Origin of the sequence: Mycolicibacterium austroafricanum (assembly GCF_902705885.1) — a bacterium.
Taxonomy (GTDB): domain Bacteria; phylum Actinomycetota; class Actinomycetes; order Mycobacteriales; family Mycobacteriaceae; genus Mycobacterium; species Mycobacterium vanbaalenii_A.
Genome location: NZ_CACSIP010000001.1, coordinates 353,876 through 368,921, shown reverse-complemented (window position 1 = coordinate 368,921; position 15,046 = coordinate 353,876). Strand labels below are relative to the sequence as shown.

Annotated in this window: 13 protein-coding genes and 1 tRNA gene; 8 read left to right on the top strand and 6 right to left on the bottom strand. The window is 69.2% G+C overall.

The features are described 5' to 3' along the window. Positions 1–17: 17 nt before the first annotated feature. The 3 genes from BEMPMBAN_RS01850 to BEMPMBAN_RS01840 are packed head-to-tail and all read left to right on the top strand — an operon-like array spanning position 18 to position 878. Positions 18–221 (top strand): DUF4244 domain-containing protein, encoded by a 204-nt coding sequence (locus tag BEMPMBAN_RS01850; RefSeq protein ID WP_159228707.1) that lies wholly within the window; start codon positions 18–20, stop codon positions 219–221. 41 nt (positions 222–262) lie between these two features. Continuing rightward, positions 263–550 (top strand): TadE family type IV pilus minor pilin, encoded by a 288-nt coding sequence (locus BEMPMBAN_RS01845; protein ID WP_200845842.1) that lies wholly within the window; start codon positions 263–265, stop codon positions 548–550. Next, on the top strand, positions 543–878 hold the full coding sequence (locus BEMPMBAN_RS01840) for an Rv3654c family TadE-like protein (RefSeq protein ID WP_234897251.1): 336 nt from the start codon (positions 543–545) through the stop codon (positions 876–878). The genes BEMPMBAN_RS01845 and BEMPMBAN_RS01840 overlap by 8 nt, the downstream gene beginning before the upstream one ends. Here BEMPMBAN_RS01840 and BEMPMBAN_RS01835 read toward each other — a convergent pair. Together BEMPMBAN_RS01835 and BEMPMBAN_RS01830 are read right to left on the bottom strand one after the other, a co-directional pair. Continuing rightward, on the bottom strand, positions 875–1,957 hold the full coding sequence (locus BEMPMBAN_RS01835; RefSeq protein ID WP_159228706.1) for a PAS domain-containing protein: 1,083 nt from the start codon (positions 1,955–1,957) through the stop codon (positions 875–877). The genes BEMPMBAN_RS01840 and BEMPMBAN_RS01835 overlap by 4 nt on opposite strands. 289 nt (positions 1,958–2,246) lie before the next feature. Then, positions 2,247–4,595 carry a DNA 3'-5' helicase SftH gene (locus BEMPMBAN_RS01830; protein WP_159228705.1) on the bottom strand — a complete coding sequence of 783 codons (2,349 nt, stop codon included), beginning with the start codon at positions 4,593–4,595 and terminating at the stop codon, positions 2,247–2,249. A 288-nt stretch (positions 4,596–4,883) separates the two neighbouring features. Between BEMPMBAN_RS01830 and BEMPMBAN_RS01825 the strand changes: the two genes are divergently transcribed. The 3 genes from BEMPMBAN_RS01825 (at position 4,884) to topA (ending at position 8,815) form a co-directional block, all read left to right on the top strand. Next, a complete protein-coding gene (locus BEMPMBAN_RS01825; protein WP_006243848.1) occupies positions 4,884–5,087 on the top strand; it encodes a cold-shock protein in 204 nt (67 codons plus the stop codon). 139 nt (positions 5,088–5,226) lie between these two features. Further along, positions 5,227–5,817 (top strand): hypothetical protein, encoded by a 591-nt coding sequence (locus BEMPMBAN_RS01820; RefSeq protein WP_159228704.1) that lies wholly within the window; start codon positions 5,227–5,229, stop codon positions 5,815–5,817. A 136-nt stretch (positions 5,818–5,953) separates the two neighbouring features. After that, on the top strand, positions 5,954–8,815 hold the full coding sequence (gene topA, locus BEMPMBAN_RS01815; RefSeq protein WP_159228703.1) for a type I DNA topoisomerase: 2,862 nt from the start codon (positions 5,954–5,956) through the stop codon (positions 8,813–8,815). Positions 8,816–8,830: 15 nt separating this feature from the next. Here topA and BEMPMBAN_RS01810 read toward each other — a convergent pair whose 3' ends face one another. Further along, on the bottom strand, positions 8,831–10,414 hold the full coding sequence (locus BEMPMBAN_RS01810; protein ID WP_159228702.1) for an adenylate/guanylate cyclase domain-containing protein: 1,584 nt from the start codon (positions 10,412–10,414) through the stop codon (positions 8,831–8,833). An 82-nt stretch (positions 10,415–10,496) separates the two neighbouring features. Between BEMPMBAN_RS01810 and BEMPMBAN_RS01805 the strand changes: the two genes are divergently transcribed. Both BEMPMBAN_RS01805 and BEMPMBAN_RS01800 read left to right on the top strand, forming a co-directional pair. After that, positions 10,497–11,723 carry a DNA polymerase III subunit delta' gene (locus tag BEMPMBAN_RS01805; RefSeq protein WP_159228701.1) on the top strand — a complete coding sequence of 409 codons (1,227 nt, stop codon included), beginning with the start codon at positions 10,497–10,499 and terminating at the stop codon, positions 11,721–11,723. Between the two features lie 49 nt (positions 11,724–11,772). Continuing rightward, positions 11,773–11,848: transfer RNA gene (locus BEMPMBAN_RS01800), tRNA-Thr, on the top strand. 14 nt (positions 11,849–11,862) lie between these two features. Here the strand turns inward: BEMPMBAN_RS01800 and BEMPMBAN_RS01795 are convergent. Genes BEMPMBAN_RS01795 through galE form a run of 3 tightly spaced genes read right to left on the bottom strand, consistent with a single transcriptional unit; the run spans position 11,863 to position 14,996 of the window. Beyond that, positions 11,863–12,234, bottom strand: a complete 372-nt coding sequence (locus BEMPMBAN_RS01795) for a carboxymuconolactone decarboxylase family protein (RefSeq protein ID WP_159228700.1) — start codon at positions 12,232–12,234, stop codon at positions 11,863–11,865. Between the two features lie 18 nt (positions 12,235–12,252). Next, on the bottom strand, positions 12,253–14,019 hold the full coding sequence (locus BEMPMBAN_RS01790) for a hypothetical protein (RefSeq protein ID WP_159228699.1): 1,767 nt from the start codon (positions 14,017–14,019) through the stop codon (positions 12,253–12,255). After that, positions 14,016–14,996 (bottom strand): UDP-glucose 4-epimerase GalE, encoded by a 981-nt coding sequence (gene galE, locus BEMPMBAN_RS01785; RefSeq protein WP_159228698.1) that lies wholly within the window; start codon positions 14,994–14,996, stop codon positions 14,016–14,018. The genes BEMPMBAN_RS01790 and galE overlap by 4 nt, the downstream gene beginning before the upstream one ends. Between the last annotated feature and the right edge of the window lie 50 nt (positions 14,997–15,046).

Here is a 15,046-nt window from a genome sequence, read left to right as displayed (position 1 = left end):
GATGAAGGAGACAATCCATGACCAGAGAACGCTTTCGGGACCTACGGGCCCGACTGATCGTGCTGGCGGTCGACGACGACGGAATGTCCACCGTCGAATACGCCATCGGCACGATTGCCGCAGCCGCGTTCGGGGCCATTCTCTACACCGTCGTCACCGGGGATTCGATCGTCGGCGCCCTGACCAACATCATCAGCCGGGCGTTGAACACCAACGTCTAGGTGGCGAGTCCGGAACCGCCACCGCCGAAGCCGCTTTCGCGATCCTGGCGCTGGTGGCGATCCTGGTCGTCTGCCTGGGCGGCCTGACCGCGGTGACCATGCAGGTGCGCTGCGTGGACGCGGCCCGGGAGGCGGCGCGTCTGGCCGCGCGTGGCGATGACACTGCCGCTGACCGGGCGGCGCGCAGGGTCGCGCCGGCGGGGGCGGTGCTGCACCTGCGCCGGGACGGTCACTACGTCGTGGCCACCGTCACCATGAGATCGTCTCTGCTACCCGGTGTTTCGATCAGCGCCGGCGCGGTTGCCGCGACCGAAACCGCTGGTGGATGAGCGCGGGTCGGCCAGCATCGTCGCGGTTGCCATGATCGCGGCGCTGGTGGTGCTCACCGCGGGCAGCGCCCACATCGGTGGGGCCGTCATCGCCAGGCACCGTGCGCAGGCGGCCGCAGACCTCGCCGCGCTCGCTGCGGCGGCCGCCCTGCCCACCGGAGTGCAGAGTGCCTGCGCGCAGGCATCAACGCTGGCGACCATGATGGGTACTGCGGCGGTGGACTGCTCGGTGCAGGGTCTTGATGTCGTCATCGCCGTGGAGGCGTCGTCGCCATCGGGTCCGGCCCGGGCGCTCGCCAGGGCGGGGCCGGCGGGGTCTAGTCGCTAGGCCCTGGTGGCTTTCTGCCTGCGGGAGCGCGACTTCCGGCTTCCGGCCGCCGGTTGGGTGCACTCCGGGAACCCGGCGGCGGCGCGTTCGGCGTCCGTGGGCAACCGCAGTGCCGCCAGCCCGGCGTAGACGCCCTTGTCGAGTTCGACCCGGTGCACCGTCATGTGCACGGGAGTCCAGCCGCCGTCGTGGGCGATCATCCGCAGCACGCCCGAGGTGGCGCCGGTCTCGAACTCCGCGTTCATCGCGGCCAGCGCCTCCTGGTCGTCCGGATGGAAGGCCGGGCCTTGGGCGATCGCGGCTCGCCAGTCGAAGAACGGCACCGGGTCATCGAGCCACTTCAACAGCGTCCAATGCCGGGGATCCACCAGTGCGCGGTGTACGCCGGGCGCGGCCAGGCTGTCGAGGATCCGTTGGCCCAGGATGTCCTCCTGGATGCTCGGCCGCTCCCGCAGACTGCGCCAGTTCATCGCCCGGCAGATCATCCGCTCCTTGCCGTCGTCCTGTACTTCCGGCAGCGACCTGGCAGCGAAACCAACCGTGATCCGTTCGCCCTGATAGTCGGTGACGTCCCAGGTGTTGCAGATCGTCAGGCCCACCTCCGGCTTGATCACCATGGTGAGGATCTCGGCTTCATTGGGGTTGAGGTCGCGGCGCGGCAGGTCGTCGGCGAACGCCCGCCCGTGAGTGGATTGTGTGGCGGGATCCCAGCCGCTGATCCGCAGTGACTCCGGGGTGTCGGTGGCGGTCCCGCGGCTCAGATCCCAGATCAACGGACCCACCGCCGGACGTGGCGGCGGTTCCTCGTCGGGCGGTCCCAGCCATATCTGGACCCCGTGGATCCGGCCGTCGGACATCTGCACCACCTCCGTGCAGATCACCCGATCATTCTTCGGCGTGATGCTCCGCAGGCCCTTGCCGGCGCGCACCGTCTCACCGATGGCGGACTGGATGGCCATCAGGTGCGGGTTTCTTCTCAGGAACGTGCTGATCGGCACCATGTCCTTGGTATGGGCGCCTTCTGCGACGACGGCAGGTTCACTGCCCAGTGTTTCCACGAGCAACCAGTCGTGGCTCATGCCGGACAGCTTACCGAGGGGGTGGAGCGGACCCCTGTCGATCAAGCGACGAAATCCGCAGCAACTCCGGCGACCTGTACGCCGACGTACCACCGGGGACCCTGTCTCGGCGTTGCGAACAGCCCTCTGACGAGGTAATTTGTCACCAACCTGAGAGTCGGGATCGGAAATCGAATCTCGTTGTCCAGGCTGTTCGTCGCCGCAGTCGTCGCCGTTGCCGCGCCGTTTCAGCTGACCTGCCACAGCCCCCAGTCAGAGGCGATCGTCGAGGGGTCGGTCGCCCGATGACTCAACCGACTTCCGCGTCCAGCGACCCGATCACCAGTCGCAACACCCGGATCGCGCCGGCCTTGTCAAGCGGGTCGTTGCCGTTTCCACACTTCGGCGACTGCACGCAGGACGGACAGCCCGTGGGGCACTCGCAGGCTTCGATCGCCGCCGCCGTGGCGGCCCACCAGGTGGTCAGGGTGCGGAATCCGCGCGCGGCGAAGCCGGCGCCGCCCGGGTGGCCGTCGTAGACGAAGATCGACGGCAGGCCGTCCACCGGGCCGACGGCCGTGGAGACCCCGCCGATGTCGCCGCGATCGCAACTGGCGACCAGCGGCAGCAACCCGATCGCGGCGTGTTCGGCGGCGTGCAGCGATCCGGGTATGCGCAGCAGATCGATTCCGCTGCGCTGCAATGCTTCTGGTGTGACCGTACACATCACGGCCATCGTCTCGAGGGTGCGGGTGGGCATCTCGAGCTCGACGAAATCGACGACCTCGCCGTTGCGGCGGCGGCGTAGATAGCCGGTCACGGTGTTGCTGACCGAGACAGGCACCAGTCCGACGGTGACCGCGCCGTGGTCGGCGCGTTCCCCCTGGCCGGTGACGCCGATGTCGGTCAGTTCCCGGGCGAAGGTCGTGTAGCCGGGATCCTCGGCGTGCACGAACGCGACGCCGTCTTCGAAGTCGAGGGAATCCACGACGTAGCTCTCGCCCTGATGCAGGTACACCGCTCCCGGATGGACCGACGCGGCCGCCTGGCCGGCCCCGGCGCTGCCGAGCATCCGGCCGGTGCCCGCCTCGAGGATCGCGATCTGGCCCCCGATGGAGCCGCGGATGTCCACGGCCGGATGCGGATCGACCCCGGGGGTGGGGAAGTAGCCGCTGGGCCGACGGCGCAGCAGGCCGTCGTCGACCAGGCTCTCGGCCACCGCCTCCGCGTTCCACATCCGCACCTCGGAATCCGTCAGCGGAAGCTCGGTGGCAGCGCAGAGGAGCTGAGGCCCGAGGACATAGGGGTTCTCGGGGTCGATCACGACGCGTTCGATGGGCTTGTCGAGCAGTGCCGCGGGGTGGTGCACGAGGTATGTGTCGAGGGGATCGTCGCGGGCGATCATCACGACCAGCGCCCCCTGACCGCGTCGGCCCGCCCGCCCGGCCTGCTGCCAGAACGACGCCACGGTGCCGGGGAAGCCGGCGAGCACCACGGCGTCGAGTCCCGCGATGTCCACCCCCAGTTCGAGGGCGTTCGTCGTCGCCACACCGCGCAGTTCACCGTCGGCAAGCGCGCGCTCCAGCCCACGCCGGTCCTCGGCGAGGTATCCGGCGCGGTAGGAGGCCACCTGATCGGCCAGGTCCGGGGCCGTCTCGGCCAGCCGCGCCCGCGCGCCCAGGGCGGTGAGTTCGGCACCCCGGCGGGAACGCACGAACGTCAGCATGCGCGCCCCCTCGGCGATCAGGTCGGCCATCACCCGGGCCGCCTCGGCGCCCGCCGACCGACGCACCGGGGCGCCGTTTTCCCCCAGGACATCGTCGATCAGCGCCGGTTCCCACAGCGCGACCGTGCGCGCGCCCTGGGGTGACCCGTCGTCGGTCACCTCCACCACCGTCTGCCCGATCAGCTCCGAGGCGGTGGTCGCCGGTTGCGCGGTGGTCGCGCTGGCGAAGATCACCGTGGGTCCCGACGAGTCGGCGCCGGCGGCCGAGTAGCGGGCGGACAGTCGCAACAGCCGTCGCAGCACCATCGCCACGTTGGATCCGAAAACACCTCGGTAGTAATGGCACTCGTCCACCACGAGGTAGTCGAGATTCCGCAGGAAGACTGCCCACCGGGCGTGGTTGCGCAGCATCGAGAGATGAATCATGTCCGGGTTGGAGAAGATCCACCGGGATCGTTCCCGGGCGAAGCGCCGCACTTCGGTGGGGCTGTCACCGTCGTAGGGAGTCGGTGCGACGTCGGCGAGACCGGGCACCGCGGCGGTCAGCGACGCCGCCGAACGCAACTGGTCGTGCCCCAGCGCCTTGGTCGGCGACAGGTACAGAGCGCGAGACCGCGGGTTCTCGGCCAGCCGCGTCAGGATGGGCAGCTGGTAGGCCAGAGACTTTCCCGACGCGGTACCCGTGCTCAGCACGACATGGCGGCCGTCGCGCGCAAGTTCGGCCGCCGCCAGCTGATGCGACCACGGAGATTCGACTCCCCGATCGCGCAACGCCCGCACCACGTCCGGGTCCGCCCAGTGCGGCCATGGCTGGGTTCGTGCCCGGCGCGGCGGCAGGTCGGCGACGTGCCGCAGCGGATGCTCGTCGGCCGCGGTGCCGTCGACCGCGCAAGCGAGCAGCTCGCGGCCGAAATCCGACCCCGGCTCTGCCACCTCGGACCCTCCCGGATGTCGCCGAAATCCCCCCGCTTGTGAATTGTTCACTACGTGATTCCTCCGTGACTGTCGCAGCAGCCCCGAACGTGATTGACTAACTGCGGTCGCAGCTTCTGTGTTCGTGTATTCGCACTCGCAGGATCGTCGTTGCGGCCGCGGTTCCTGCGAGGGTTGTAGGTCGGGTCGAGTTCCGAACACTCCACGAAGGTATGGCGGTCGGAACGGGCCCGGTACACCGGAAGTCGGTGGACCGCTCCCGGTAAGAAGAGAAGGAAAGTACGAGAGATGCCACAGGGAACTGTGAAGTGGTTCAACGCGGAGAAGGGCTTCGGCTTCATTGCTCCCGAAGACGGCTCTGCCGATGTGTTCGTCCACTACACGGAAATCCAGGGTAGCGGCTTCCGCACCCTGGAAGAGAATCAGAAGGTCGAGTTCGAGGTCGGTCAGAGCCCCAAGGGGCCGCAGGCCACCGGCGTTCGGGCTGTCTGAGCGAAGCGGACCAAACCAAACCTCCAATCACCCCCGCGTCCTCCGTCACGGAAGACGCGGGGGTGTTCTCTTCGGGGTCCACACCGGGACCCGGCCCGGCGACACCTCCGGATCCTCGGGCTGCCCTAGTGTCACTTCTGTGAGCCAGCTGTCCTTCTTCTCGGCGGAGTCGGTGCCACCGGCCATCGCCGACCTGACGGGGATCCTGGCTGCGCACGGGCAGGTGGTGCTGGTCGGCGCCGGCCCGCAGCGGGGCGCCCGGCTCTCGGTGGTGGTGGACCGGTTGTGGCGGGCCGACGCGCTGGCCGAGATGATCGGCGATGCCGGACTGCAGGCAGAGATCGCCCGCACCGACGAGGACACCCCGCTGGTGCGGACGGCGGTGGACGCCCGCCTGGTCGACCTCGCTGTGGAGTGGACGAGGGGGGCGGTCAAGACGGTGCCGCCGCAGTGGCTGCCGGGGCCGCGGGAACTGCGGGCCTGGACGCTGGCGGCCGGGGAACCAGAATCCGACCGATATCTGCTCGGGCTGGACCCGCACGCGCCGGACACACATTCGCCGCTCGCGTCGGCGATGATGAGGGTCGGGATTGCGCCGACGCTGATCGGGACCCGCGGCAGTCGTCCGGCGTTGCGGATCAGTGGGCGCCGCCGGCTATCGCGCCTGGTAGAGAACGTGGGGGAACCACCTGACAACGCCGAGGCGTTGTCGAAGTGGCCGCGGACGTAGCCGCCTTCGGGCACGCGGGGGGAGAGGGGCCAGTTTGCGTCGGCAGGCCGGGGGTGCGAAATTGTCAGTTGCCACGGGGGGTCGCACGAATGCGTGGCGGCCCTTTGGGCAGCAGAAGAAGTGGAGCTAGGCGAAGGTGGCAGACGAGAACCGCGGCAGCGGGAGCAACGGCGCTGACAGTGCTGTCCGGCGACTCGTCATTGTCGAGTCGCCCACGAAGGCGCGCAAAATCGCTGGTTACCTGGGCTCCAACTACATCGTGGAGTCCTCGCGTGGGCACATCCGCGACCTGCCCCGGGCCGCCGCCGACGTGCCCGCCAAGTACAAGTCCGAGTCCTGGGCGCGACTCGGGGTCAACGTGGACGCCGACTTCGAACCGCTCTACATCGTCAGCCCCGACAAGAAGAGCACCGTCGCCGAACTGAAGGATCTACTCAAGAACGTCGACGAGCTCTATCTCGCCACCGACGGTGACCGGGAGGGCGAAGCGATCGCCTGGCACCTGCTGGAGACCCTCAAACCGCGCATCCCGGTCAAGCGGATGGTGTTCCACGAGATCACCGAGCCGGCGATCCGCGCCGCGGCCGAGGATCCGCGGGACCTGGACAACGACCTGGTGGACGCGCAGGAGACGCGACGGATCCTGGACCGGCTGTACGGCTACGAGGTCAGCCCGGTGCTGTGGAAGAAGGTCGCGCCGAAGCTGTCCGCCGGCCGGGTGCAGTCGGTCGCGACCCGCATCATCGTGCAGCGGGAACGTGAACGGATGGCGTTCCGCAGTGCCGGCTACTGGGACGTCACCGCCGAACTCGATGCGAGCGTGTCTGACGCCGGCGCGTCGCCTCCCAGGTTCACTGCCAAGCTGAACACCGTCGACGGGCGTCGGGTCGCCACCGGCCGGGATTTCGACTCCCTGGGTGCGGTCAAGAAACCCGACGAGGTGCTCGTCCTCGACGAGGCCGCGGCGAGCGCGCTGGCCCAGGGGCTGCGCGGTGCGCAGCTGGCCGTGTCGTCGGTCGAGCAGAAGCCCTACACCCGGCGGCCCTACGCGCCGTTCATGACCTCAACGCTGCAGCAGGAGGCCGGCCGCAAGCTGCGCTTCTCCTCGGAGCGCACCATGAGCATCGCGCAGCGGCTCTACGAGAACGGCTACATCACCTACATGCGTACCGACTCGACGACGCTGTCGCAGTCGGCCATAGACGCCGCCCGCAACCAGGCCCGGCAGCTCTACGGCGAGGAGTACGTGCATCCGTCGCCGCGGCAGTACACCCGCAAGGTCAAGAACGCACAGGAGGCCCACGAGGCCATCCGCCCCGCCGGCGACGTGTTCCAGACGCCCGGTCAGCTGCACTCGGCTCTGGACACCGACGAGTTCCGGCTCTACGAACTGATCTGGCAGCGCACCGTGGCCTCGCAGATGGCTGATGCCCGGGGTACCACGCTGAGCCTGCGCATCGCCGGGACCTCGAGCCGCAGATCGATTGACGGCTCCGCCGTCGAAGAGCAGGTGGTGTTCAACGCCAGCGGCCGCACCATCACGTTCGCCGGCTTCCTCAAGGCCTATGTGGAGAGCCTCGACGAGCAGGCCGGCGGAGAGGCCGACGACGCCGAGAGCCGGCTGCCGAATCTGACGCAGGGGCAGCGCGTCGACGCCGCGGATCTGACCGCCGACGGGCACACCACCAGCCCGCCCGCCCGCTACACCGAGGCCTCGCTGATCAAGACGCTGGAAGACTTCGGCATCGGCCGCCCGTCGACGTACTCGTCGATCATCAAGACCATCCAGGACCGCGGCTACGTGCACAAGAAGGGCAGCGCGCTGGTGCCGTCGTGGGTGGCGTTCGCGGTCATCGGGCTGCTCGAACAGCACTTCGCGCGCCTGGTGGACTACGACTTCACCGCCGCGATGGAAGACGAGCTCGACGAGATCGCTTCCGGCAATGAGCGAAGGTCCAACTGGCTCAACAACTTCTACTTCGGAGGTGACCACGGCGTCGAGGGCTCGATCGCGCGCGCGGGCGGGCTCAAGAAGCTCGTCGGTGGCAACCTCGAAGAGATCGACGCCCGGTTGGTCAACTCCATCAAGCTGTTCGACGACGCCGAAGGGCGCGCGGTCAACGTCCGCGTCGGACGTAACGGCCCCTACCTCGAGCGGATGGTCGTCGACCCTGACAGTCCAAATGGTGAGCTCAAGCCGCAGCGGGCCAACCTCAGCGATGACCTGACGCCGGACGAGCTGACCTTGGAGCTCGCCGAAAAAGCCTTCGCCACACCGCAAGAGGGCCGTTCGCTGGGCGTCGACCCGGAGACAGGTCACGAGATCGTCGCCAAGGACGGGCGTTACGGGCCGTATGTCACCGAGGTGCTACCGCCGCCGCCGGAGGGTGACGACGGGTCAGCCGGGACCCCGGCGAAGAAGGGCAAGAAGCCGACCGGACCCAAGCCGCGTACCGGTTCGCTGCTGCGCACGATGGATCTGGAGACGGTGACGCTGCAGGACGCGCTGAAGCTGCTGTCGTTGCCCCGGGTGGTCGGCGTGGACCCGGCCACCAACGAGGAGATCACCGCGCAGAACGGCCGATACGGTCCATACCTCAAGCGTGGCACCGACTCTCGTTCGCTGGCGACCGAAGATCAGATGTTCACGATCACGCTCGACGAGGCGCTGAAGATCTACGCCGAGCCCAAACGGCGCGGCAGGCAGGGCGCGGCCGCGCCGCCGCTGCGTGAGCTGGGCAACGACCCCGCCAGCGGCAACCCGATGGTCATCAAGGACGGGCGGTTCGGCCCGTATGTGACCGACGGGGAGACCAACGCCAGCCTGCGCAAGGGCGACGATGTGCTGTCCATCACCGACGAGCGGGCCTCCGAACTGCTCGCCGATCGCCGGGCTCGGGGCCCGGTCAAGAAGGCGGCGAAGAAGGCTCCGGCCAAAAAGGCGGCCAAGAAAGCGCCCGCCAAGAAGGCAGCGAGCAAGGCCGCCAAGAAGAGCTAGCCGGGTTTCGCCGGCCTAGCGGGAGGCGCTGGCCCCGTCGACCGACATCAGGTGCGTGGGCCGGGCGAGCTGGGTCGGCGCGGTCCGGCCGCGCAACTCGACGATCTCGCCGACGTCCCAGCACAGCGCCTCGGAGTCCAGTGCGTCGCTGACCGCGATCGCCGATGCCAGCACGTGACCCTTCTCGTGCTTGGCCAGCTCCGTCAGCCGCGCGGCCTCGTTGACCGGGTCACCGATGACGGTGTACTCGAACCGGGCCTGGGCGCCGATGTGGCCGGCGATCGCCCGCCCGGCCGACACCCCGATGCCGAAGTCGGTCTCACCGAGGACGTCGATGAGCTCGTCGTGCAGTTCGCGGGAGGCGGCCAGGGCCGCACCGGAGGCATCGGGATGCTCGATGGGCGCGCCGAAGATCGCCAGCGCCGCGTCACCCTGGAACTTGTTGACGAAACCGCCGTGGCGGTGGACGGTGTCGACGACCACCCGGAAGAACTCGTTGAGCAGGCTGACCACGTCGGCTGCCGGTCGGGTGGCCGCCAACTGGGTGGAACCGACCAGGTCGACGAAGAGCACCGCCACGTCGCGTTCCTGACCGCCGAGTTCGGTGCCCCGCTCCAGCGCGCGGCGTGCGACGTCCTCGCCCACATACCGCCCGAACAGGTCCCGCAACCGTTGCCGTTCGGCCAGGTCACGCACCATGTCGTTGAACCCGGCTTGCAGCAGCCCGAGCTCGCTGGCGTCGTAGATCTGCATGTGGGCGTTGTAGTTGCCGCGCTGCACCTCACCCAGCGCCCAGCGCAGCTGGCGCAACGGGTCGGCGATCGACATCGCCACCAGCACCGTGCTCGACAGCCCGATCACCAACGCGGCGATCGCCAGCAGCAGGATCGTCGTGGTGAGCCGTTCGGCGGGAGCGGTGAGGATGGCGAACTTGCTGGCCACCAGCGCGAGCACGATCGCCAGCACCGGCACCCCGGTGGACAGCACCCAGGTCAGCACCTGGCGCAGGATCACACCCGGGGCGTGGAAACTCTCCGGCACGCCGCCGCGCAGGGCCGCGACCGCCACCGGCCGCAGCACCCGTTCGGACTGCAGGTATCCGATGATCGCGGTCGCCGTCGCGCCCAGCCCGGTCGCGACGGCCACCACGGGCGCGGACTTGCTGGCCACCGGCCAGCTGGCGACGATGAACACCACCGAGCCCAGCAGCCAGTTGGTGGCGCTGATCAGCGAGCGGTAGAACGGCATCTTCAGCGCCCGGATGCGGGCCACCGCGGTGTCGGCCGGGTCGCGGTCGCCGAGCAGCATGTCGCGACGCTGCCAGCGCATCACGGGGATGAGCATGCGCAGGGTCAGGTAGGACGCCACGGTGAAGGAGATGAACAGGTAGCCGAGGAAGATCGCCAGGTTGTAGGCGGGCAGATCCTGCAGCTGGATCCGGTCCTCGGGGGGCAGGCCGAACCGCAGGAATCCGAGGACCAGCAGTGCGCCGATGATGTCGGCCTGGAGCATGCCCAGCGTGAACACCGGCCACGGGGTACGCGCGACCCAGCGGACGAATGCGCTGATTCGTCCGATCTCGATCGGTTCGGCGGCCACCCGCTTACCGTATCGGGCGCTGCTGACCGAGACGGGGCGTCTGGGACGGACGTGTCGGTTCGCAGCATTACTGTTATCGGCGATGGCAGGTGTTTTTTCGCGTCTGGTGGGCCAGGACGCAGTGGAGTCGGAGCTGATCGCGGCGGCGCGGGCCGCACGCGGTGATTCGTCTCACAACGACCCCGATCAGGAGACGGACACCGCAGCCGGTTCGATGACCCACGCGTGGTTGATCACCGGTCCACCCGGTTCGGGCCGCTCAGTGGCGGCGCTGTGCTTCGCCGCGGCGCTGCAGTGCACCTCCGACGGCAGACCCGGGTGCGGCGAGTGCCGGGCGTGCACCACCACGATGGCGGGCACCCACGCCGACGTGCGCCGGATCATCCCGGAGGGGTTGTCTATCGGGGTGGACGCGATGCGCAGCATCGTCCAGATCGCGTCGCGGCGCCCCGGCACCGGCCGCTGGCAGATCGTGGTGGTCGAGGACGCCGACCGGCTCACCGAGGGGGCGGCCAACGCGCTGCTGAAGGTCGTCGAGGAGCCGCCGCCGTCAACGGTGTTCCTGTTGTGCGCACCGTCGGTGGACCCTGAGGACATCGCGATCACACTGCGGTCGCGCTGTCGGCACATCGCTCTGGTCACCCCGCCGGTGGACGCGATCGCCAGGGTGCTGGTCGAGTCCGACGGGCTGCCGGAGACAGACGCTGCGTGGGCCGCGTCGGTCAGCGGCGGGCATGTCGGGCGGGCCCGTCGGTTGGCGACCGATGAGCAGGCCAGGGAGCGCCGACTGCGGGCGCTGGGTCTGGCCCGGGACGCGGCCACCCCGTCGCGGGCCTACGCTGCCGCCGAGGAGTTGGTGGCCACCGCAGAGGCCGAGGCCAAGGCGCTGACCGGGGACCGCAACGAGTCCGAGGCCGAGGAACTGCGCACGGCGTTGGGCGCCGGAGGCACCGGAAAGGGCACGGCCGGGACGATGCGCGGCGCCACAGGCGCGATCAAGGACCTCGAGCGGCGCCAGAAGTCACGGCAGACCCGCGCGTCGCGCGATGCGCTCGACCGGGCGCTGATCGACCTCGCCACGTACTTCCGCGACGCACTGCTGGTGTCGTCGGGGGCGGCGGCGGTGGCGCCCTACCATCCCGACATGGCCGAGAAGGTCGCCGCGATGGCGGCCCACGCGCCCCCGGACAAGCTGTTGCGCTGCATCGAGGCGGTGCTGGAATGCCGGGAAGCGCTGGCGGTCAACGTCAAGCCCAAATTCGCGGTCGACGCCATGGTCGGCACCGTCGGACAGGCGCTGCGCGGCTGACTTGGGAGGCCGGCGGACCCTGCCGTAGACTCAGGCCGCCCGACGGCACGCCGCCTTAGCTCAGTCGGTAGAGCGTCTCACTCGTAATGAGAAGGTCGGGGGTTCGATTCCCCCAGGCGGCTCCACCCGAGCAGGGATATCATTTCCCCTGCAGCACCTCGCGCGCCACCGTGCGCGCAGAGCTGGCCGCCGGGAACCCGGCGTAACCGCTGGAGTGATAGATCACCTCGGCGATCTCGTCCTCGGTCAGGCCGTTGTTGCGGGCGATCTGGACATGGAACTGCAGCTCGTCGGTGGCGCGCAACGCGATCAGGATCCCCAGGGTGACCAGGCTGCGGTCGCGGCGGCTCAGCCCGGCGCGGCCCCACAGCCGGGCGAACACGCTCTCGATGCCGATCTCGAGCAATTCGTCACCGAACCCGCCGTCACCGATGCTGTCGGCGTCGTCGGGCAGGACCCCCGGCAGCAACTCACGGAAAACCTGGTAACCCGTCGCACGCATGTCGGTCATGGGGACAGCGTCTCACCGCTATCGGGGCGTCACAAAGCCGACCGGTCCCGAGGCCACACACACCGACAGCGCCGCGGTGACCGCCCGCACGGTGATGGCGTCACCGGCGCCGGGCAGTCGCACGTACACGCGGTTGAGGCCGGGGCGGACCGGCACCTTGACCTCGTCGCCCTGTGACAGCGACAGCAGCATCGAGCCGTCGCTGTTGGCCAGGTAATTGATCTCGACGGTCCAGTCGGCGGGCAGCAGCGGCCCGTCCAGCGGTATCTGCACCGGGAAGTCGGGTTGCACGAGATACCCACACTGCGGTGCCGGCCCCGGGCGCAGCGAGCGCACCCAGGTCACGTTCGCCTCGACGAGGCGGCCATCGGCGTCGAGCATACGTAATTCGGTTGTGGCGGGGGAGAACTCGGGCCGGTCGTCGAGAAGGGCGAACATGTGGCTCACCAGGTTCTCCGGCCACGCCACCCGTTGCAGCACCAGCGGGTCGACCTCCTGGTCGAGCATCGGCGCAGCCGAGGACGCACGCGCCTGCGCCAGCGCGGCCCGCGCGTTCTGCAGGTAGGGCTGGGCGGGGTTGTCGCGCCAACTGGTCAGAAACGTCGCAGTCGAGTACAGCGAACTCGCCACGAAGGCCACCGCGAACACGACCGTCGCGGCCGATCTGACGGCCGAGGCGTCCAGCCATCCCGACCGGGCGCGGTTCGGCGCGCACAGTCCGACGGCGGCCAGCAGCGCCAACACCACGACGAGGTCGGGCAGGTAACGCAACGTCTGGGCCAACTCCAGCGCGGTGAAACGCGACGACCGCATCAGATAGATCGGCACCTGGCAGGCCACCGCGTACCCGAGGGCCGCCAGCCACACCGGTCCGAGGCGCTGCTTGCGGATCACAGTCACCGCGACGACACCGGCCAGCGCCGCCCAGCCCAGGATCATCACCGCCGCCGACGGGGTGGCCCACGGTGACGCCGGCGCCCACCGCTGCCAGTCCCACGGCCCGCCGACCAGACCCGGCACGATGCCGTGGGTGACCGACCGCCACAACAGATCCCACGTCATCGCCAGGTCGAAACTCCAGCGTTGCTGGTCGACCACCAGCAGATATACCCCGATCCAGGCGGCGGTCAGGGCCAGGCACGCCGTCCACAGCCGCGCCCCCCGGTTCCAGACCTCCCGGGTGGATCCGCTGCCGGTGACATAGCAGTAGAGCGCGGTGACGGTGAACGCCACGAACGGGATGATCGCCGATTTCTCGAAGAACAGCAGCCCGCCGAGGTACGCCAGCGCGCCGGTGAGCGCATAGCGCCGGTTGCCGGTGCGTATCAGCAGGACCGCGTCCGCGCACACCCAGGCCAGCGCGGCCAGCATCGGCAGCGAGTTCAACGCCGCCGCCCACCACGCGAAGCCCGGCACCGCCAACGGTGTGAACAGCGCAAATGTCAAGGGCACCAACAACACCGGGCGCCAGCCCAGGATCACGTGCAGCGTCCGCAGCAGTGCCAGCGACGCGAGCGTCGCCAGGATCACCAGGCTGATCGCGGGACCCACCCAGTTCAGCGGGGACAGCCGGGTGATGGCGCCGGAGACCAGGAACGCGCCGGGCATCACGTGGCCGTCGTGGTCGTCGAACAGATACCCCGGCGACAGCAGGCTCTGGGTGCCGGCGCGGCCGACCAGGATCAGGTCGTCCCAGTAGAAGTACCCGCCGAACGCCAGTACGGCCCGAACGACCAGGTGCAGCGCGATCAACGCCAGCGCGGTGCGGGCGACCCAGGACCTCACGAGCGCGGGTAGGCGTCTCCGGCGCACTGGCGGGCCTTCCACGCCGAGGCGACCATCTGCTCGAGGGAATGCCGCATCTGCCAGCCCAGGTCCCGGGCGGCGAGGTCGCCGGCCGCCACGATCCGGGCCGGGTCACCAGGCCGGCGAGGCAGGATCCGGGGCTCGAAGTCGACGCCGGTGACGGTCCGCACCGCGGTCATGATCTCCCGCACCGACGTGCCCGCGCCGCTGCCCAGGTTGTACACCGGCTCGACCGCCAGCCCGTCGTCGAGTCGCTGCGCCGCGGCCACGTGAGCCGCGGCCAGGTCGCAGACGTGGATGTAGTCGCGCACGCAGGTGCCGTCGGGGGTCGGGTAGTCGGCCCCGTTGATGCTCGGCGTCGCTCCGCGGTAGAGCATGTCGAACACCTTCGGGAACAGATTGTGCGGGCTGGCGTCGAACAACTGCTGCGAGCCCGATCCGACGACGTTGAAGTACCGCAGGCTGGTGTGCCGCAGGCCGGTGGCGCGTCCGGCGTCGCGCAGCAGCCATTCACCGATCAGTTTCGTTTCCCCGTAAGGTGATTCGGGAATGGTCGGGGTGGCCTCGTCGACGATCTGCACATCGGGTGTGCCGAAGGTGGCGGCGCTCGACGAGAACACGATCCGGTCCACGCCGGCGGACTCCATCGCCTGCAGCAGGTTGACCGTGGTCGACACGTTCTGCTCGTAAGTGTGCAGTGGACGTTTGACCGACTCGCCCGCGTACTTGTAACCCGCGATGTGGATGACACCGCGGACCTCGAAGCGCTGCAGCGCGTCCTGGATCAGGTCCCGGTCCAACAGGGTGCCGCGGATGAACGTGGCCGACTCCGGGACGAACTGCTCGAATCCGGTGGACAGGTCGTCGATCACCACCACCGGGAGGTCGGCGTCGAGCAGGGCGCGGACCACGTGGGAACCGATGTACCCAGCGCCGCCGGTCACCAGCCAGCCCATGTCGTCTCCTCTGCTCTCGGTCGCCGCCCTGCGGGCAGCGTATTCGGCCG